16 protein-coding genes, 1 pseudogene and 1 riboswitch are annotated in these 19,512 nt (G+C 66.0%); of the genes and pseudogenes, 12 read left to right on the top strand and 5 right to left on the bottom strand.

The annotated features are described in order from the left end of the window. Positions 1-87: 87 nt before the first annotated feature. Positions 88-1,185, bottom strand: coding sequence for a substrate-binding domain-containing protein (locus AC3WL8_RS13335; protein ID WP_211980864.1), 1,098 nt, complete (start codon positions 1,183-1,185; stop codon positions 88-90). Between the two features lie 145 nt (positions 1,186-1,330). On the opposite strand from AC3WL8_RS13335, the gene AC3WL8_RS13330 reads away from it, so the two are divergent. Continuing rightward, complete coding sequence (locus tag AC3WL8_RS13330) at positions 1,331-2,164, top strand: ABC transporter substrate-binding protein (protein WP_211980863.1); 834 nt, start codon at positions 1,331-1,333, stop codon at positions 2,162-2,164. Positions 2,165-2,169: 5 nt separating this feature from the next. Here AC3WL8_RS13330 and AC3WL8_RS13325 read toward each other — a convergent pair whose 3' ends face one another. Then, complete coding sequence (locus AC3WL8_RS13325; RefSeq protein ID WP_211980862.1) at positions 2,170-2,691, bottom strand: GrpB family protein; 522 nt, start codon at positions 2,689-2,691, stop codon at positions 2,170-2,172. Between the two features lie 89 nt (positions 2,692-2,780). Between AC3WL8_RS13325 and AC3WL8_RS13320 the strand changes: the two genes are divergently transcribed. Further along, complete coding sequence (locus tag AC3WL8_RS13320) at positions 2,781-3,830, top strand: RNA-guided endonuclease InsQ/TnpB family protein (RefSeq protein ID WP_492378358.1); 1,050 nt, start codon at positions 2,781-2,783, stop codon at positions 3,828-3,830. A 26-nt stretch (positions 3,831-3,856) separates the two neighbouring features. Here AC3WL8_RS13320 and AC3WL8_RS13315 read toward each other — a convergent pair whose 3' ends face one another. After that, positions 3,857-4,804: a LysR substrate-binding domain-containing protein gene (locus AC3WL8_RS13315; RefSeq protein ID WP_010809162.1), complete on the bottom strand. Its 948-nt coding sequence runs from the start codon at positions 4,802-4,804 to the stop codon at positions 3,857-3,859. Between the two features lie 232 nt (positions 4,805-5,036). Between AC3WL8_RS13315 and xdhA the strand changes: the two genes are divergently transcribed. From xdhA to AC3WL8_RS13280, 7 genes are all read left to right on the top strand, one after another. Continuing rightward, positions 5,037-6,539: a xanthine dehydrogenase small subunit gene (gene xdhA, locus AC3WL8_RS13310; RefSeq protein WP_211980861.1), complete on the top strand. Its 1,503-nt coding sequence runs from the start codon at positions 5,037-5,039 to the stop codon at positions 6,537-6,539. Between the two features lie 25 nt (positions 6,540-6,564). Beyond that, positions 6,565-8,913, top strand: a complete 2,349-nt coding sequence (gene xdhB / locus AC3WL8_RS13305; RefSeq protein WP_211980860.1) for a xanthine dehydrogenase molybdopterin binding subunit — start codon at positions 6,565-6,567, stop codon at positions 8,911-8,913. Between the two features lie 181 nt (positions 8,914-9,094). Continuing rightward, entirely contained in the window at positions 9,095-10,084 is a 990-nt protein-coding gene (gene xdhC / locus AC3WL8_RS13300; protein ID WP_153955108.1) for a xanthine dehydrogenase accessory protein XdhC, read from the top strand. Between the two features lie 55 nt (positions 10,085-10,139). Then, complete coding sequence (locus tag AC3WL8_RS13295; RefSeq protein ID WP_013955983.1) at positions 10,140-11,195, top strand: adenosine deaminase; 1,056 nt, start codon at positions 10,140-10,142, stop codon at positions 11,193-11,195. A 76-nt stretch (positions 11,196-11,271) separates the two neighbouring features. Next, positions 11,272-12,594 (top strand): guanine deaminase, encoded by a 1,323-nt coding sequence (gene guaD, locus AC3WL8_RS13290; protein ID WP_153955085.1) that lies wholly within the window; start codon positions 11,272-11,274, stop codon positions 12,592-12,594. Positions 12,595-12,779: 185 nt separating this feature from the next. Next, positions 12,780-13,955, top strand: coding sequence for a fatty acid desaturase (locus AC3WL8_RS13285; RefSeq protein ID WP_211980859.1), 1,176 nt, complete (start codon positions 12,780-12,782; stop codon positions 13,953-13,955). Positions 13,956-14,004: 49 nt separating this feature from the next. Then, positions 14,005-14,165: riboswitch (yybP-ykoY riboswitch) on the top strand. Between the two features lie 114 nt (positions 14,166-14,279). Beyond that, a complete protein-coding gene (locus tag AC3WL8_RS13280) occupies positions 14,280-14,855 on the top strand; it encodes a TMEM165/GDT1 family protein (RefSeq protein WP_035819898.1) in 576 nt (191 codons plus the stop codon). Between the two features lie 162 nt (positions 14,856-15,017). Here AC3WL8_RS13280 and AC3WL8_RS13275 read toward each other — a convergent pair whose 3' ends face one another. Together AC3WL8_RS13275 and uraH are read right to left on the bottom strand one after the other, a co-directional pair. Next, positions 15,018-16,229, bottom strand: coding sequence for a urate hydroxylase PuuD (locus tag AC3WL8_RS13275; protein ID WP_211980858.1), 1,212 nt, complete (start codon positions 16,227-16,229; stop codon positions 15,018-15,020). A 31-nt stretch (positions 16,230-16,260) separates the two neighbouring features. Next, positions 16,261-16,614, bottom strand: coding sequence for a hydroxyisourate hydrolase (uraH, locus tag AC3WL8_RS13270; RefSeq protein WP_010809171.1), 354 nt, complete (start codon positions 16,612-16,614; stop codon positions 16,261-16,263). A gap of 297 nt (positions 16,615-16,911) precedes the next feature. Here uraH and AC3WL8_RS13265 point away from each other — a divergent pair, with 297 nt between their 5' ends. The 3 genes and pseudogenes from AC3WL8_RS13265 to AC3WL8_RS13255 all read left to right on the top strand — a co-directional run. Further along, a complete protein-coding gene (locus tag AC3WL8_RS13265) occupies positions 16,912-17,682 on the top strand; it encodes a GntR family transcriptional regulator (RefSeq protein WP_013955977.1) in 771 nt (256 codons plus the stop codon). A gap of 179 nt (positions 17,683-17,861) precedes the next feature. Next, the gene (locus AC3WL8_RS13260) at positions 17,862-19,268 is read left to right on the top strand and encodes a nucleobase:cation symporter-2 family protein (RefSeq protein ID WP_013955976.1); all 1,407 of its coding nucleotides are present in this window, start codon (positions 17,862-17,864) and stop codon (positions 19,266-19,268) included. 125 nt (positions 19,269-19,393) lie between these two features. Further along, positions 19,394-19,512: pseudogene (locus tag AC3WL8_RS13255) on the top strand (allantoinase); the annotation flags it as partial.

Below are 19,512 nucleotides of genomic sequence, written 5' to 3'. Positions count from 1 at the left end.
CAAACCACGGCGCGCCTGGCAGGGAGTGTAATACGGACCGGGCCGCGCAGCCGCGCGCCCGTCGGCGTCATGCCGCCTGGCTCGCCCTCAGTTGTCTTCCTTGCCGTCCGGCCCGAACCACGGCAACGCCTCCTGCGGCGTCAGGATGCCGGCCGGCTCGGCCATGGTGTAGCCGGGCAGCGCCTCGATGCGTCGGGCAAAGGCCGGGTCGGCCAGCAGCGCCAGCAGCGCTGCCATCCAGCCGGCGGTCTGGTCGTTCTTGCGCAGCGCCAGATAGTAGGCCTCGCGCGTCAGCGGCACGAAGGCGAGCCCGTGGGCCTCGGCATTCATGCGCAGCCCGAAGCCCACCTGAGCGCGGCCGCCGTGCACGGCCTCGGCCACCTTCTCGTTGCTGAACTCGGTCTCGTCGTAGCCGGCGATCTGGTCCGGGTACAGGCCCTGCGCGGCCAGCAGCTGGTCGAACAGCATGCGCGTGCCCGAACTGCGCTGCCGGTTGACGAAGCGCGCCTGGGTGCGCGCCAGGTCGCGCAGGTCATGCACCTCGCGCGCCACCTCCGGCGCCAGGATCAGGCCCTGCTCGCGCCAGGCCAGCCGCAGCAGCCGCACCGCGGCCGGCCGCAGCCACTTGCGCAGCGTCACATGCGCGACCGAGCCCGCGGTCTGCACCGGCGAGACATAGAAGCCGGCCAATTCCGACTGCCGCTCCTGCAGGCAGATCAGCCCCTCCACGCTGCCGCAAAACACCGTATCGAGCTGCAGCGAAGTTCTTGCCTCGCCCAGCGCGGCGGCCAGCACCTCCACCGCGGGGTCATGGCTGCCGGTGAAATGCACTTGCGACTGCGGCTGCTGGGCATCGTCCAGCTCGGCAATGAAATCCGCCATGGCCTTCTGCACCACCGGCTCGACCGATTCGCGCAGGCGCAGTTCGGCGCGCAGCAGGCGTTCGCCAAAGCGCGTCAGCGAGGCGCCGCGGCCGCGCTCCATATCGAGCATGCTGCGCCCGAGCATTTCCTCCCAGGTCCGCATCACGCCCCAGGCGTGCCGGTACGACAGGCCGATCTCGCGCGCCGCGCGGTGCAGCGAGCCGGTCTCGCGCACGGCCTTGAGCAACTGGAAGACCTTCCCGTTGGCGCGCGGATTGTCGTCAGGCGCGATCACGGGAAACAGATCAAAGCGGAAGGTCATATGTCCTCCGCAGCATATTTACTTGTCGATCTCGGCTGGACCACAATGAATACCCCATTTTTATGTTCTTTTGCCGCATTCTCCATGAGATCCAAAGGCAAAAGCAATTATGTCCAACAGAACATAATACAAAGGAGCCCACTGCATGTCGCCTCGCCTTGCCCAACGTCTGCGCCGCCCTGTGCGCCATCTCGTCGCGATTGCCTGCGTAGGCCTGCTGTCGGCGGCCCATGGCGGGGAACTGAAGCTGGCCACCACCACCAGCACCGAGAACTCGGGCCTGCTGAAGTACCTGCTGCCGCGCTTCGAGCAAAAGGCAGGCGTCAGCGTCAAGGTGATCGCGGTCGGCTCGGGCAAGGCCATGAAGATGGGCGAGATGGGCGACGTCGACGTGCTGCTGGTGCACGCGCGCAAGATGGAAGACGCTTTTGTCGCGGCCGGCTACGGCGTGAACCGCCGCGACGTGATGTACAACGACTTCATCGTGGTCGGCCCGGCCAGCGACCCGGCAGGTGTCAAAGGCGGCAAGGACGTGCTGGCGGGGTTTCGCAAGCTCGCCGGCAGCGGCAGCAAGTTCATCTCGCGCGGCGACAATTCCGGCACCGACGTGATGGAGAAGGACTACTGGAAGCAGCTCGGCATCGAGCCCAAGGGGCAGCCGTGGTACGTCAACGCCGGCCTGGGTATGGGCGAGGTGCTGACCATGGCCGCGCAGATGCCGGCCTATACGCTGTCGGACCGAGCCACCTACGGCGCGTATCGCGCCAAGACCGGTCTGGCTATCGCCATCGAAGGCGACCCGAAGATGTTCAACCCGTACGGGATCATCGCGGTCAACCCCGCCAGGCATCCGGGCATCAACCATACGGATGCGATGAAGCTGGTGGAGTGGATCACGTCAAAGGAAGGGCAGGACGCGATTGCCGGGTACAAGGTGGAGGGAGAACAGTTGTTCTTCCCGGACTACAAGGCGAAGTGAGACGCCTATTCCGCGCCGGGCTCGTCGCCAGGCAGGCCCAATACCGAGGCAATGAACGCTGATTTCGCAGCTCGATACGTATTCATTTCCGCGCCTTCATGAGAGCGCTTGAGGGCGTTGTATCGCTCGGTCAGCTTCGGGTCCTCCCGCAGACGGTCCCGGAATCGGACGAATACATCCAGCGGGGCACCTCGCACCACTAACTGGACTCCGATCGGCGGCTGGATGTGATCGCGTTTGAAGGCGGAAAAGCGGTCTGTGCATACCGACCCCAGGTTTCGCTCGAATACCCTGGACAACGCCCGATCCGCTGCCGCAAATGCCTCCGGGCTTACCTGGACAGAAATGTCGAGGTCCCCTTTCGTCAGGCATCCGCTGACCGCCGTAGCACCCACGTGCTCAATGACAGCATCGGACGGCAGAATCGCGGCAAGCTCGGCCCGGAGCGTCTGGAACATGCGCTCCGCCGCCCCCACTGCATGTTCAGGGGAGGCGAGTTCCAGTCGCTCCGTGGTGCCATCCTTCATCAGACTTGCTCCGAGAAACCTCGCCCTTCAGGGCGGGGAGTGAAAGGAGTGCTGCCGGCAGCAAGCAATCCCATATTAGAATGACCGGCATGCTTCTGGTCTATCGCTACCGGGTGAAGTCGCTGAACGGCCTGCTCAATCAGCAGAGCCGCGCGGTGAACTACGTCTGGAACTTCTGCAACGACACGCAGAAGCACGCACTCAAGTGGGGCAAGAAATGGCCCACGGGTTTCGATCTGAACGTGTTGACCACCGGCAGCAGCAAGGAACTGCGCATCCATTCCGGCACCGTCAACGCGGTTTGCGAGCAGTACGCCAAGTCGCGTAGCCAGCACCGCCGGCCGTACCTGCGCTATCGCGGCCGCAAGTCGCTTGGCTGGGTGCCGCTCAAGGGCCGGGATCTCAAGCGCTCGGGCGACGCATTCCGCTTTGCCGGCAACACGTTTCGCGTGTTCAGCTCCCGCCCCTTTCCCGAAGGCAAGATCAAGGACGGCACAAATTTCTCCTGCGATGCGCGAGGCAACTGGTTCCTGAACATCGTGATTGAAGTTGCCGACACCCAGGCCCGCTGCCCGGAACGCGGCGTCGGCATCGATCTGGGCTTGAAGGACATTGCCACGCTGTCCACCGGCGAGAAGGTCGAGAATCCGCGCCACCTTGGCCGACTCGAGCAAGCGCTGGCCAAAGCGCAGCGTGCGCGCAAGCGGCGACAGGCGACGAACCTTCACGCCCGCATCACCAACGCAAGGCGTGACTTCCTGCACAAGCTCTCGCATCGCATCGTGCGGGACTTTGACTACATCGCGGTGGGGAATGTGAACGCCGCCGGCCTCGCCAAAACCAGCATGGCGAAGTCCGTCCTCGATGCGGGCTGGTCGACCTTCCGCACAATGCTCGCGTACAAGGCGATTGCGCATGGCGCGTGGTATGAGGAAGTCGACGAACGTTTCACCACCCAGGTTTGTTCTTCGTGCGACGCGATGCCGCCGGGGAGGCCGAAAGGTATCGCAGACCTCGGAATAAGGCAGTGGGTATGCAGTGAATGCGGTGCCGTACATGATCGCGATGTGAACGCTGCGTTAAATATCCTTGCCCGATCGGGACATCGATCGCCTGCAGAGGGAATCTCCTCCCTTTAGGGAGGGGAGATGTCAAAGGCGTTGCCTCACCCTGCCTCTGCCTCCAGCCGTGGCAGCTGCGGCAGATCCGCCGCCACCTCGGCGATCATCCGCCGGATCCACATCACATCCGGCGCCGCGTGGCAGCGCTCATGCCACAGCTGGTAGAAGCGCATGCGCGGGAACGACACCGGCGACGGCACCATGCGGATCGGCAGGTACTGCGCGTAGTGCGCGGCAAACTGCCGGCCGGTGGTAAAGACCATATCGGTCTTCATCAGCACATACGGCACCAAGCCGAAATACGGCAGCGTGACCTGGATATTGCGCTTATAGCCCTGCTCGGCCAGCGCCTGGTCGATCATGCTGCGCTGCATCGACGCATAGGGCGCCGGGGCCAGGTGCGGCATCTCCAGGTAATGCTTGAGCGTTAGCCCCTTGCGCGCCAGCGGATGCTGCGCGCCCAGCATGCACACCACCTCGTCGTCGAAGAGCGGCGAGATATGCAGGTGCTCCGGCGGCGACAGCCAGTTGCCGACCACGATATCCAGCTGCCCCTGCTCCAGGTCGTCCAGGAAGTCCGACGACGACGTCATCGGATGCACGAACAGCTTGGCGCCCGGCGCCAGCCGGCGCACGCGCTCGACGATATTGGGCAGGAAGAAGGCATCCAGGTAGTCCGGCGCGCCCAGGTGGAAGGTGCGTGTAGTGGTGGCCGGGTCGAACTGCTGCGGCGGGCGCGCGATGCGGTCCATCGCCGCCAGGCTCTGCTCGGCCAGCGCCAGCAGTTCGCGGCCGCGCTCGGTCGGCACCATGCCGTTTTTGCCCCGCACCAAAATGGCATCGCCGGTGATCTCCCGCAGGCGCTTCAGGGTATTGCTGATGGCGGGCTGGGACTGGCCTAAACGCACGGCCGTGCGGGTCACGCTCTGCTCGGTCAGCAGGGTGTGAAGCACCCGCAGCAAATAAGTATCGAGATGGTCGCGTCCGTGCATGGCGATGGCGGCCCTCCGGCGGGGGCCGGATGGGTGGCGTGGGGGATGGGAACGGCGCATAGTGTATGACAGGCGCCCCACAAACGGTCAAATCACCTCCTCTAGGGGGGCGCCCGCCGGTGCGGCGGGGCACCAATCGGGGCCGCGCGCTGATGGGGCATATCACCTGGGCCGAATATTGCATGAAAGCCCAGGGTGCTATGTTTCCGCCATCACCAAAAGAGAGAAGACCATGGAGACGCAAACCATCCGCTTTTTCCACCGCGGCCAGGTCACGGAAGTATCCGACGCCCCCATTACCCGCACCGTGCTGCAGTACCTGCGTGAAGACGCGCGCTGCACCGGCACCAAGGAAGGCTGCGCCGAAGGCGACTGCGGCGCCTGCACCGTCGTGGTCGGCGAGCTGCAGGACGGCGGCGATGTCGAATTCAAGGCAGTCAACGCCTGCATCCAGTTCCTGCCCACGCTCGACGGCAAGGCCCTGATCACGGTCGAAGACCTGCGCCAGGCCGACGGCAACCTGCACCCGGTGCAGGAAGCCATGGTCGAGTGCCACGGCTCGCAGTGCGGCTTCTGCACCCCCGGCTTCGTGATGTCGCTGTGGGCCCTGTACCAGCAGCACACCCCGGGCGGCGAAGCGCCCCCGCGCCAGACCATCTGTGACGCGCTGACCGGCAACCTGTGCCGCTGCACCGGCTATCGCCCGATCATCGACGCCGGCGAGCGCATGATGGCCCTGCCCGCCCCCACCGCGGACAAGCTCAACCCGAAGCAGATCGCCGACACCCTGCGCAACCTCAAGCGCGGCGAGACCTTCCGATACCGCGCCCAGGGCCAGGAATTCTTTGCCCCGCGCACCGCGGCCGAGTTCGGCGCGATCAAGGCGGCACAGCCCGATATCCGTATCCTGGCCGGCAGCACCGACGTGGGCCTGTGGGTGACCAAGCAGTTCCGCGAGCTGGGCAACCTGCTCTACGTGGGCCAGGTGGAAGACCTGAACCACATTGAGGAGCGCGACGGCATGGTCGAGATTGGCGCCGCCGTGACGCTGGAAAAGGCCTACGCCGCACTCAACACCGCGCACCCCGAGCTGGAAGAGATGTGGAAGCGCTTTGCCTCGCTACCGATCCGCAATGCCGGCACGCTGGGCGGCAATATCGCCAACGGTTCGCCGATCGGCGATTCGATGCCGGCGCTGATCGCGCTGGGCACGGAAGTGGTGCTGCAGCACGGCGAAACGCGCCGCACGCTGCCGCTGGAAGACCTGTACCTGGCCTACCAGAAGACCTCGATGCAGCCGGGCGAATTCGTCGCCGCGCTGCGCGTGCCGGTGGCCGGCCCGCAGCACTTCCGCACCTACAAGCTGTCCAAACGCTTTGATGAGGATATTTCCGCCGTGTGTGCCGCATTCGGCATCACCGTGCAGGACGGCATTGTCACGCAGGCCCGCATCGCCTTCGGCGGCATGGCCGCCACGCCCAAGCGCGCCGCCGCCACTGAGGCGGCCCTGACCGGCCAGCCGTGGAATGAAGCCACCGCCCGCGCCGGCATGGCCGCGCTGGCGCAGGACTACACGCCGCTGTCCGACATGCGCGCGACCGCGTCGTACCGCAGCCGCGGTGCCGCCAACCTGCTGTACCGCTTCTGGCTGGAGACCCGCGCCGAAGCGCTACCCGCGGCAGCCGTCAACGTCCGCGCCATCGGCGCCGGCGCCACTGAAACCGCCACGGCCTGAGCCAGAGAAAAAGGAAAGCATCGGCATGAACAAGCAAACCGAACCCTTCCTGCTCGACGCCACCGCCGAACAGGTCCCGCAGGTCGGCATCTCGCGTCCGCATGAATCCGCCCACCTGCACGTGGCCGGCACCGCCACCTACACGGATGACATCCCCGAGCTGGCCGGCACGCTGCACGCCGCGCTCGGCATGAGCACCCGCGCGCACGCCCGCATCAAGTCGGTCTCGCTCGACAAGGTGCGCGCCGCGCCTGGCGTGGTCGACGTGCTGACGGTGGACGACATCCCGGGCACCAACGACTGCGGCCCGATCATCCACGACGACCCGATCCTGGCGCGCGACGTGGTCCAGTTCATCGGCCAGCCGATATTTATCGTGGTGGCGACCTCGCATGACGCCGCCCGCCGCGCAGCCCGCCTGGGCGCGATCGACTACGAAGACCTGCCCCCGGTGCTGTCGCCGCAAGCGGCGCACGAGGCCGGCAGCTATGTGCTGCCGCCGATGCACCTGACGCGCGGCGAGCCCGCCGCGCGCATCGCCGGCGCGGCCCACCAGGACAGCGGCAAGATCCACCTGGGCGGCCAGGAGCAGTTCTACCTGGAAGGCCAGATCTCGTACGCCGCACCGCGCGAGAACGACGGCATGCAAGTGTGGTGCTCGACCCAGCACCCGACCGAGATGCAGCACGCGGTGTGCCATATGCTCGGCTGGCAAGCGCACCAGGTGCTGGTCGAATGCCGCCGCATGGGCGGCGGCTTCGGCGGCAAGGAGTCGCAGTCGGCGCTGTTCGCCTGCTGCGCCGCGCTGGCCGCCTGGAAGCTGATGTGCCCGGTCAAGCTGCGCCCGGATCGAGACGACGACATGATGATCACCGGCAAGCGCCATGACTTCGTGTTCGACTACACCGTGGGCCACGACGACGAAGGCCACATCGAGGGCGTGAAGGTCGAAATGGTGTCGCGCGCCGGCTTCTCGGCCGACCTGTCGGGCCCAGTGATGACCCGCGCCATCTGCCACTTCGACAATGCCTACTGGCTGCCGAACGTGCAGATCGACGGCTACTGCGGCAAGACCAACACGCAGAGCAACACCGCCTTCCGCGGCTTCGGCGGCCCGCAGGGCGCGTTCGCGGTCGAGTACATCCTGGACAATGTCGCCCGCACGGTCGGCAAGGATTCGCTCGACGTGCGCCGCGCCAATTTCTACGGCAAGACCGAGAACAACGTCACGCCCTACGGCCAGACCGTTGAAGACAACGTCATCCACGAGCTGATCGACGAACTGGTGGCCAGCAGCGAATACCGCTCCCGCCGCGAAGCCACGCGCGCCTTCAACGCCACCAGCCCGGTACTGAAGAAGGGCATCGCCATCACCCCGGTGAAGTTCGGCATCTCGTTCAACGTGGCCCACTTCAACCAGGCCGGCGCGCTGGTGCACGTCTACAACGACGGCTCGGTGCTGGTGAACCACGGCGGCACCGAGATGGGCCAGGGCCTGAACACCAAGGTGGCGATGGTGGTGGCGCATGAGCTGGGCATCCGCATGGAACGCGTGCGCGTGACCGCGACCGATACCAGCAAGGTGGCCAATACCTCGGCCACCGCAGCTTCCACCGGTGCCGACCTGAACGGCAAGGCCGCGCAGGACGCCGCCCGCCAGATCCGCGAGCGCCTGGCCGTGTTTGCCGCGCGCAAGGCCGGCGTGGAGCCGTCCGAGGTGCGCTTCAACGATGACCTGGTCAGCGCCGGCGAGCTGCGCCTGGCGTTCGGCGAGCTGGCGCGCGAAGCCTACGTGGCGCGCGTGCAGCTGTGGTCCGACGGCTTCTACACCACGCCCAAGCTGCACTGGGACCAGAGCAAGCTGCAAGGCCGCCCGTTCTACTACTTCGCCTACGGTGCCGCGTGCTCCGAGGTGCTGGTCGACACGCTCACCGGCGAATGGAAGCTGCTGCGCGCCGACGCGCTGCACGACGCCGGCCGCTCGCTGAACCCGGCGATCGACATCGGCCAGGTCGAAGGCGCCTTTATCCAGGGAATGGGCTGGCTGACCACCGAGGAACTGTGGTGGAACAAGGACGGCAAGCTGATGACGTACGCCCCGTCCACGTACAAGATCCCGACGGTCAACGACTGCCCGGAGGAATTCAACGTGCGCCTGTTCCAGAACCGCAACGTCGAGGACAGCATCCACCGCTCCAAGGCCGTGGGCGAGCCGCCGCTGCTGCTGCCGTTCTCGGTGTTCTTCGCGATCCGCGACGCCGTGGCTGCCGTTGGCGACTACCGCATCAACCCGCCGCTGAAGGCCCCGGCCACCAGCGAGGCGATCCTGGATGCCGTCGACGCCGTGCGCGAAGCCGCGGCACAGCCAGCCTGAGCTGGCTGAACGATCGCAGGAAGCGCGCGCCTGCTGGCGCCCCCGGACTTTCCCCCCTTGCCCGCATTGACGGGCAAGGGGCCGGTGGAAGAAGCAGGCGCGCGCCACCCTTGCGATGACATGGCGCAGGCAGCACCACAGCATCAAGCAGCAACCAGGCAATACCGACAAGGCCCCCGACATGCAGGACGCACCGCTCAAACCCTTCCGCTTCGCCGACGCCGCCCGCATGGTGCGCGCCGGCGTGCCGGTGGCAATGGTCACCATCGTCGAGGTCAAGGGCTCGGCCCCGCGCGAGGCCGGCATCCGCATGCTGGTCAGCGCCGACGACCTGGTCGGCACCATCGGCGGCGGCCACCTGGAGTGGCGCGGCATGGATATCGGGCGCGAGATGCTGGTGCGCGGTGAACAACGCCGGATCGAGCGCATTCCGCTCGGGCCGGCGCTGGGCCAGTGCTGCGGCGGCGTGGTGCAGCTGGCGTTCGAGGTCCTTGGCAAAGCCGACCTGCACTGGCTTGACGCGGTCCAACGCAACTTCACTGCCGGCAAGGCACTGCAACGGCAGGTGCCGGCCAGCGGCGCGATCACCCATGGCGACAGCCATGCCATGATCCCCGGCGTAACGCTGCACGCCGACGGCAGCTGGACCGATACGCTGGTGCCCGACACCATGCACGTGGTGCTGTTCGGCGCCGGCCATGTCGGTCATGCGCTGGTCAAGGTGCTGGCCACGCTGCCGTGCCGCGTGCACTGGGTCGACGAGCGCGACACGCTCTTCCCCGGCGGGCTGCCCGACAATGTCGAGGCCGAGGCCAGCGACACGCCCGAGGCGGTAGTGGCGCAGGCGCCCGCGGGCAGCTACTTCCTGGTCATGACGCACAGCCACGCGCTGGACCAGACCCTGTGCGAGGAAATCCTCAAGCGCACCGACTTCGCCTACTTCGGGCTGATCGGTTCCAAGACCAAGCGCGCGCGCTTTGAACACCGCATGGCCGAGCACGGCATCGACCCGGCCCGGTTTGCGGAAATGACATGCCCCATGGGGGTTCCCGGGATTACCGACAAGGCTCCGGCTATGATTGCGGTAGCCATCGTCGCCCAGCTGCTCCAGGTCCGCGAACAGCGCCTTGCCGCGCTGCGTCTGGGCCGCCCGGAGGCGGTGCATCCCTGAACCCGTGCCGCCGGCCCCGCCGGCAGGCACAGAAATGCCCAGAAACGAGGCCCCCATGACCATCGATGCCGCGCTCGCGGAACAGATCCGCCGCACTCCCAAGGCCGAACTGCATGTGCATATCGAAGGCACGCTTGAACCGGAACTGATCTTCCGGCTGGCGCAGCGCAACCAGGTGGCGCTGCCCTACCCCAGCGTCGAGGCGCTGCGCGCCGCCTACGCCTTTACCGACCTGCAGTCGTTCCTGGACATCTACTACGCCGGCGCCAGCGTGCTGCTGACCGAGGAAGATTTCTTCGACATGACCATGGACTACGTCAAGCGCGCCGTCGCCGACAACGTCCGCCACGCCGAGATCTTCTTCGATCCGCAGACCCATACCGCGCGCGGCGTTCCCATCGGCGTGGTGATCGACGGCATCGCCGATGCCCTGGCCCAGGCGCGCACCGAATATGACTTCTCCAGCAGCCTGATCCTGTGCTTCCTGCGCCATCTGCCGGAGGAAGACGCCTTCGCCACGCTGGAAGCGGCGCTGCCCTACCGCGACCGCTTTGTCGGCGTGGGCCTGGATTCGTCCGAGCAAGGCAATCCGCCCGAGAAGTTCGCGCGCGTATTCGCCAAGGCGCGCGAGCTGGGCCTGCACCTGGTGGCCCACGCGGGCGAGGAAGGTCCGGCGCAATACGTCACCGACGCCCTCGACATCCTCAAGGTGCAGCGCATCGACCACGGCGTGCGCGCCATCGACGATCCGGCGCTGGTGGAACGCCTGGCGCGCGAGCGCGTGGCGCTGACCGTGTGCCCGCTGTCCAACGTCAAGCTCAAGGTCTACCCGGACCTGCGCGACCACCCGCTCAAGCGCATGCTCGATGCCGGCGTGGTGATCACGCTGCATTCGGACGATCCGGCCTACTTCGGCGGCTATATGAACGCCAACTGGGAAGCCACCTTCGACGCGCTGCCGCTGGACGCGGCCGATGCCCACAAGCTTGCCCGCAACAGCTTTGAAGCGGCCTTCCTGCCTGCCATGCAGAAGGCCGAATTCCTGGCGGAAGTCGACCAATTCTGGTCGAGCCCGCCCAAGTCCCCGCCCGCAACGGCCCCAGCGGCCTGAGCGCGGCGCATGCCAATAGCCCGGCCCGCTGCTTGAACCATGCCGTTCCGCGCGGGCCGGCCACAAGAGACAAACCATGACGACCAACCCCAAGACTGACTCCCTCACCCGTGCCATTCGCGGCCGCGTGCTGCATTTCCTGCGCGATCCGCAATTCCATGAGGATGCGTATCAGTATTGGGACGACGGGGTGCTGATCGTCACCAACGGGCGCATCGCCGCCGCAGGCGACTACACGCAGCTGGCTGCGCGCATTCCGGCCGACGCCGAGATCGTCGACCACCGCGGCAAGCTGATCGTGCCCGGCTTTATCGACACCCACGTGCACTACCCGCAGACTGACATGATCGCGTCGCCGTCGCCGGGCCTGCTGCACTGGCTCGACACCTACACCTTCCCCGAAGAGCGCCGCTTTGCCGACCCCGACTACGCGCGCGGCGTGGCCGGCTTCTTCACCGAGGAACTGCTGCGCAACGGCACCACCAGCGCGGTGGTCTGGAGCACGGTGCACAAGGCCTCGGCCGAGGCCCTCTTTGCCGAAAGCGAGGCGCGCAACCTGCGCATGGTCACGGGCAAGGTGATGATGGACCGCAACTGCCCGGAATTCCTGCGCGATACGGCCGAGACCGGAGCCCGGGACTCCGCCGACCTGCTGTCGCGCTGGCATAACAAGGGACGCCTGGCCTACGCCATCACGCCGCGCTTTGCCCCGACCTCGACCGAGGCGCAGCTGGCCGCCTGCGGCGAGCTGGCGCGCGCCTACCCGGACGCCTTTATCCAGACCCACGTGGCCGAGAACCGCGACGAGGTCAAATGGGTCGCCGAGCTGTTCCCGGACGCGCGCAGCTACCTGGACGTGTACGACCGCTACGGCCTGCTGCGCCCGGGCGCGATGTACGGCCACGCCATCTACCTGGACCAGGACGACCGCCGGCGCCTGGCCGACAGCGGTGCCGCGGTGGCGCATTGCCCCACCTCCAACCTGTTCCTGGGCAGCGGCTTCTATGACTTCCACCAGTCCGACGCCAACCGCCTGAATGTGACGCTGGCCACCGACGTCGGCGGCGGCACTTCGTTCTCGATGTTCCGCACCATGAACGCCGCGCACAAGGTGGCGCGCATGGGCGGCTACTACCTGACCGCCCTGCGCATGTTCTACCTGGCCACGCGCGCCGCGGCCGAGGCGCTGGGCTGGACCGACCGCGTCGGCAGCTTTGGCGTTGGCTGCGAGGCCGACTTCATCGTGCTGGACCCCAAGGCCACGCCGCTGATCGCCCGCCGCAGCAACCGCTCGGAAACGCTGGAAGAGGAGCTGTTCGCCTTTGCCATGCTGGGCGACGACCGCCTCATCGACAGCGTCTATGTGATGGGCGAGGCCGCCCACGTGCCGGCCGCCTGATCCGTCACCTGGCCAGCAGCCGCCCGCCGCCATGCGGCGGGCGCGCTTTTACCGCTTCGCCCCCGCCTCCGGCTTGACGAGCGTCAAGACCGTCTCCGACAAAGCCTTCTAACCTTGCGGTTCCGCCGCGGCCGTTCTGCGTGCCGTGCGCCCATACCCATCCGACCGCAATCAGAAGGTTCTGCATGACCGCATCCCAATCCGCCGCTCACGCCCCTGAGCGCGCCCATGGCCCGCATGACGTGCCCTATGCCGCGCGCAAGGGTGCGCCCAACCACGCCCCGCTTCCGGCGCCGATCGCACCGGACGCCCCGCTGCCCTCGCGCAAGATCATCCGCGGCTGGCTGATCCCGCTGGGCCAGCGCAGTACCCCGCGCGCACTGCTGCTGTTCGCCTTCGACTACCTGCTGTTCGGCGCCGTGCTGGCCGGCGTGGTGCTGGCGCAGCACTGGGCCGCCAAGCTGGCGCTGGGCGTGCTGGCCGGGCTGATCATCGCGCGCCTGTTTATCATCGGCCACGATGCCTGCCACCAGAGCCTGACCCCGCGCCGCGGCCTGAACAAGTGGCTGGGCCGGCTCACCTTCCTGCCCTCGCTGACGCCCTACAGCCTGTGGGAAGTCGGCCACAACGTGGTGCACCACGGCTACACCAACCTGAAGGGCTTCGACTTCGTCTGGGCGCCCTACTCGCTGGAAGAATTCAACGCGCTGCCGCGCTGGCGCCGCGTGATGGAGCGCATCTACCGCACCGGCTTCGGCCCGGGCCTGTACTACCTGGTGGAAATCTGGTGGTGCAAGATGTTCTTCCCGAGCAAGCGCCAGATGGCCACGCGCCGCCCGATCTTCACCGGCGACTGTGTGCTGGTAGCCGCCTTCGGGCTGGCCTGGATCGGCGCGCTGGCTGGCCTGGCACTGGCCACGGACCAGTCCGTCTGGATGCTCATCGGTGCCGGCTTCGTGCTGCCCTTCCTGGTCTGGAACGTCACCGTCGGCTTCGTGCTGTACGTGCACCACACCCATACCAGCGTGGCCTGGTATGACACCAAGGCCATGTGGGCCAAGGCGCAGCCCTTTGTTTCGACCACCGTGCACCTGCGCTTCCGCCACGGCATCGGCGCCGCGCTGCACCACATCATGGAACACACCGCGCACCACGTCGACATGAGCGTGCCGCTGTACCGCCTCAAGCGCGCCCAGGCGCTGCTGGAGCATGCGCTGCCAGGCCGCATCATCATCGAGAACTTCTCCTGGCGCTGGTATTTCGACACCGCGCGCCGCTGCAAACTCTATGACTTCAAGGCCCTGTGCTGGACCGATTTCCGCGGCCGCCAGACCAGCGACAACGCGCCTGTACCCGCCTGAGGATACAGGCCATGTGGCGGGGGGGCAGGTGGACGCCTGCCCCCCGCTGCCGTTATAATTGGCGCTTCCATTGGGGAGTAGCCGCCCTGCTCTTACCGCGCCGCGCAATGCGGATTCCGGGGGACAGGGGCGCACGTCAACAGACTTGACCGCTTGCGGTTATGGCGTGCGCAGCTCCGGACCCGCCCGGCCGTGTACTGATACGGACCCGGCAGCGTCCAGCCTGGCGAGACCGATGACCATACCTTTCTGGCCGGGCCGGGAAAGGTGTGCGTCATTGGCATCTCGCGATGCATTGCGGCCCGGTTACCCCACAAGACCAATATGGAAGCCTTCCTCGTCTCCACAGGCATCGTCGCCCTCGCTGAAATGGGCGACAAGACGCAATTGCTGTCGCTGGTGCTGGCCGCGCGCTACCGCAAGCCCGTTCCCATCATCCTTGGCATCCTGATCGCCACGCTGTTCAACCATGGCTTTGCCGGCGCGCTCGGCGGCTGGATCACGCATGTGCTGGGCGAAAGCCTGCTGCGCTGGATCCTGGGCCTGGGCTTTATCGCGATGGCGGGATGGATGCTGATCCCCGACAAGCTCGACGACGCCGAACAGGCCAAGCCGGTCAAGGGCGCCCTCGGCATCCTCGGCACCACCATCGTGGCGTTCTTCTTTGCCGAGATGGGCGACAAGACCCAGATCGCCACCGTGGCGCTGGCCGCGCGCTTCAGCGATGCGGTGATTGCCGTGGTGGCCGGCACCACCTTCGGCATGATGGTCGCCAATGCGCCGGCGGTCCTGCTTGGTGACAAGTTTGCCAACAAGATGCCGATCGCGCTGGTGCACAAGATCGCGGCAGGGATTTTCCTGGTGCTGGGGGTGTTGGCGTTGCTAAATATCGGCGGATAAGTCGTCGAAAAAAAACGGGGCGCAAGGCCCCGTTCAAACCCTCGCCGGTCCGGTACTGACGGTTGCCAACTGCACAACCCTCCGGACCGTCGATCACCGATGCTCGGATTTCGCGAGCCGGCTGCACGCGCCGGCCCTGATGCTTTTCAGATCAAGCCACCCTTAGTTAGTGGTCTTGGCACCGCCTTCGAACCACTGGCCCAGCAGGGCGCGTTCGTCGTCGGTGATCTGCGTCACGTTGCCCAGCGGCATCGCCTTCTGCTGCACGGCCTGCTGGTAGATCAGCTGGGCGTGGGCCTTGATGTCTTCCGCGGTGTCGAGCTTGATGCCCTTGGCTGCGGTCGGCATCAACTTCGGCTGCGCGGCGTGGCACTGCACGCAGCGCGCGTTCAGCACTTCCTGCACCTTGGCAAAGCTGACGGTGGCAACGGCGGCGTCACCGCCTTCTGCCTTGGCCACGGCCGGGCGCGGTTGCGGCGCGATCAGCACGGCGACCACGGCCAGCACGGCAACGCCGGCTGCGGGCCAGGCCACGTTGATCTTGCCCTTGTGCTTGAGGATGAAGAACTGGCGGATCAGCACACCGGCCAGCATGATCAGGATCAGCGCGGCCCAGTTGTACTTGTAGCTGTAGGTCATGCTGTAGTGGTTCGACAGCATCGCGAACAGCACCGGCAGCGTGAAGTACGTGTTGTGCACGCTGCGCTGCTTGGCGTTCTTGCCATGGACCGGATCGACCGGCTGGCCTGCGCGCAGCGCGGCAACCACCTTGCGCTGGCCCGGGATGATCCATACCAGCACGTTGGCGCTCATGATGGTGGCGATCATCGCACCGGTCAGCAGGAACGCCGCACGGCCCGAGAACAGGTGGCACGCCACGTAGGCAGCCACGGCCACGTAGATCGCCACCAGCACGCCCACGGTCTTGTCGCTCTTGCCGAACACGCGGCAGATCACGTCATAGACCACCCAGCCCGCGGCCAGGTAGGACAGCGCCAGGCCGACCGCCGCGCCAGGCGACATGTCGTAGACGTTCTTGTCGATCAGGAACGTGCTGGCGTTGAACAGGTACAGCACCACCAGCAGGCCGAAGCCGGTCATCCAGGTGGAATACGACTCCCAGTAGAACCAGTGCAGGTTCTCAGGCAGCGTCTTGGGCGCGGTCAGGTATTTCTGCGGGTTGTAGAAACCGCCGCCGTGCACGGCCCACAGCTCGCCGCCGACACCCTTCTCCTGCAGGTCAGGATCGGTGGGACGGGTCAGGCTGTTGTCAAGCCAGACGAAATAAAACGAGGAGCCGATCCACGCGATCGCCGTGATGACGTGCACCCAGCGCAGCAGCAGATTGGCCCAGTCGAGAATGTAGCCTTCCATGTCTTGTCTCCTGTTTCCCTATGCCACCGCTTCAGCTGCCGCGGTAGGTCGAGTACGACCAGGGCGAAACCAGGAGGGGCACGTGGTAGTGCGCGTTGACATCGGCAATACCGAAGCGCAGGGGCACCACGTCCAGGAAAGCCGGCTCGGGCAGCTGCGTGCCTTGCGCGCGGAAGTAGTCGCCCGCAGCGAATTCCAGCTCATACACGCCAACGGCGAAGTCCGCGCCTTCCAGTAGCGGCTGGTCGCAACGGCCGTCGTGGTTGGTCACGACTGTCTTCAGGGTTTCGCGACGATTGTCGACAATCTTATGAAGCGTAACCGACATGCCCTTGCCGGGCGTGCCGGCAGCGGTGTCGAGTACGTGTGTGGTCAAGCGTCCCATCGTGTTTTTCCTTAGGCGATTGGGTTGTGAGGGGCGCCGCTGCCTTCACTAGCACCATTTGTGGGAATGGTGCCCGCTCGGTACGTCTGGTAACGCATCCCGGCGCTGGGTGGTGCGTGGCGACAATGCGCCTGCACTACCCGGTTGGCAATTCAGGGATTTCCCTGAGTTGTCGAAAACCTGAGTCGGTTTTGTTGACAATATTGAAGCAGCAACCAAATAATTGTCAACAATTTTTGGATCACCGCTGCCTGATGTCCAGGATTTGCGGTGCCCCGCCTGACTGCTGGTGCCACGATGTCCAAGAGCCTGAAGCTGATTGCCGCCAACGCCGAAACCAAGGCCGACGCCGAGCCGACCGAAATCCAGGCGGGCAAGCCCGCCAAGCCCGCACGCAAGGGCTCGGTCGAAGAGCGCATGTATCACGAGATCTACGACGCGATCATGGAGCACCGGCTGCCGCCGCGCACCAAGCTGACCGAGCATTCCCTTTGCGAGATCTATGCCACCGCGCGACACACGGTGCGCAAGGTGCTGTCGCACCTGGCCGCCGACGGCATGGTCGATCTCGAACCCAACCGCGGCGCCTTTATCGCCAGCCCCTCCACCGACGAAGCGCACGACATGTTCGAGCTGCGCCAGATGCTGGAACGCGCGGTGCTGGAAAAGCTTGCCGGCATGCCCGACGTCAAGACCGTGATCGCGCCGCTGCGCCAGATGGTGGCCAGCGAGCGCCAGGCCTTCCTCACGCATGACCGGCCCAAATGGATCCGCCTGTCCGCCGAGTTCCATACGGCCCTGGCGGAACTGTCGGGCAACGCGCTGCTCGTCAACATGATGCGCCGGCTGGTGTCGCGCACCACGCTGATGATCGCCAGCGTGGAAGCCCCGGGCAACAACGCCTGCTCGTTCGATGAACACGAAGAGATCCTCGACGCACTCGAACAGGGCAATGCCGCGCTGGCCCAGTCGCGCATGGCGCACCACCTTGGCGCCTGCGCCGACCGCGTGCAGCCGGACGAGCCGGGCAACTTTGATCTTCGCAGCGTGCTAGGCCGCTCCACCTAGCACGGTGTTCCCGCCGCTGCCCCCAAATACAAGGCCAGACCCGGTCGGCAAACAGCACCCGGCTCACCGACGAGAGTGCTGACACGACCGGCAGATAACGGTCCGGAGACCTTCCGGGATCCAGAACCGGGGCCATGGCAGTGGTGTTCCCATCAAACCAAAGGAGAGGAGACGCACCCATGAATTCCGCAAGCACCACGGTCCCGACGGACCTCACCAACGAGCGTTTGCCTTCCGGGCGCCTGCTCGCGCTCGGGTTGCAGCACGTTCTGGTGATGTACGCCGGCACGGTTGCCGTGCCCCTGATCGTGGGTGGCGCGCTCAAGCTGCCCAAGGACCAGCTGGCGTTCCTGATCAACGCCGACCTGTTCGCCGCGGGCCTGGCCACGCTGATCCAGGCCTTTGGTTTCTGGAAGTTCGGCATCCGCCTGCCGGTGATGATGGGCGTGACCTTCGCCTCGGTGGCGCCGATGATCGCCATCGGCACCGATCCCAATGTCGGCCTGCTCGGCATCTATGGCGCGGTGATTGCGTCGGGGATTTTCGGCATCCTGATTGCGCCGATGATGGGGCGCATGCTGGGGCTGTTCCCGCCGGTGGTGACCGGGACGGTGATCACGCTGATCGGCGTGTCGCTGATGCGCGTGGGCATCAACTGGGCGGCCGGCGGCCAGCCCACCACCCGTGCCGTGATCGACGGCGTGGTCAAGGAGGTGCCCAACCTCGCCTACGGTGACCTGGCCAACCTCGGCATTGCCGGCCTGACGCTGCTGATCATCCTGCTGCTGACCAAGTACGGCCGCGGCCTGGTGGCCAACTGCGCAGTGCTGCTGGGCATCATCGCCGGCACGCTGGTGGCGATGGCGATGGGCAAGGTGTCTTTCGAAGGCCTGGATGAAGCCAGCTTCATGGCTGTCATCACGCCGCTGCACTTCGGCATCCCGACCTTCGAAGTGACCGCCATCCTGTCGATGTGCATCGTCATGCTGATCACGCTGGTGGAATCCACCGGCATGTTCCTGGCGCTGTCGGACATCACCGGCAAGAAGCTGAGCAACGAGGACCTGACCCGCGGCCTGCGCGCCGACGGCCTGGGCACCGTGATCGGCGGCATCTTCAACACCTTCCCGTACACCTCGTTCTCGCAGAACGTAGGCCTGGTGACAGTGACCGGCGTGCGCTCGCGCTACGTGGCGGCTGCCGGCGGCATCATCCTGATCGCGTTCGGCCTGTTCCCCAAGATGGCCCACGTGGTGGCCTCGGTGCCGCAGTTCGTGCTGGGCGGCGCCGGCATCGTGATGTTCGGCATGGTGGCCGCCACCGGCATCCGCATCCTGGGCTCGTGCGATTTCAACCGCAACCGTTACAACCTGTTCATCGTCGCCATCTCAATCGGCGCCGGCATGATCCCGACGCTGGCACCGACCTTCTTCCAGTACCTGCCGAAGTGGACCGGTCCGTTCACCCACAGCGGCATCGTGCTGGGCACCATCGTGGCCGTGGCGCTGAACCTGTTCTACAACGGCATCCAGTCGCGCGAGGAGGCCATGCGCAACGCCGCCGCCAACTCGCACGGCACCGAGTAACCGAAGCAACGGTATCGAAGTATCCGGCACCGCCGCCGGCACGACTGGCACGTACATTGCGTGATGGTCGGCGCTTGCGGGCGGCGCGGCGGTGCCGGAAGTTTTCCTGAAGCAAGCAAAGACACATGACCAAAGATAACTATCCACGCGATCTCATCGGATACGGTGCCCGGCCGCCGCACGCCCGCTGGCCGGGCGGCGCGCGCGTTGCGGTGCAGTTCGTCCTCAACTACGAAGAAGGCGG

This window comes from Cupriavidus sp. FW305-F7 (assembly GCF_058782875.1).
Note: the sequence above shows the minus strand (reverse complement) of the source record. Positions and strands in the feature narration are given on the sequence as shown.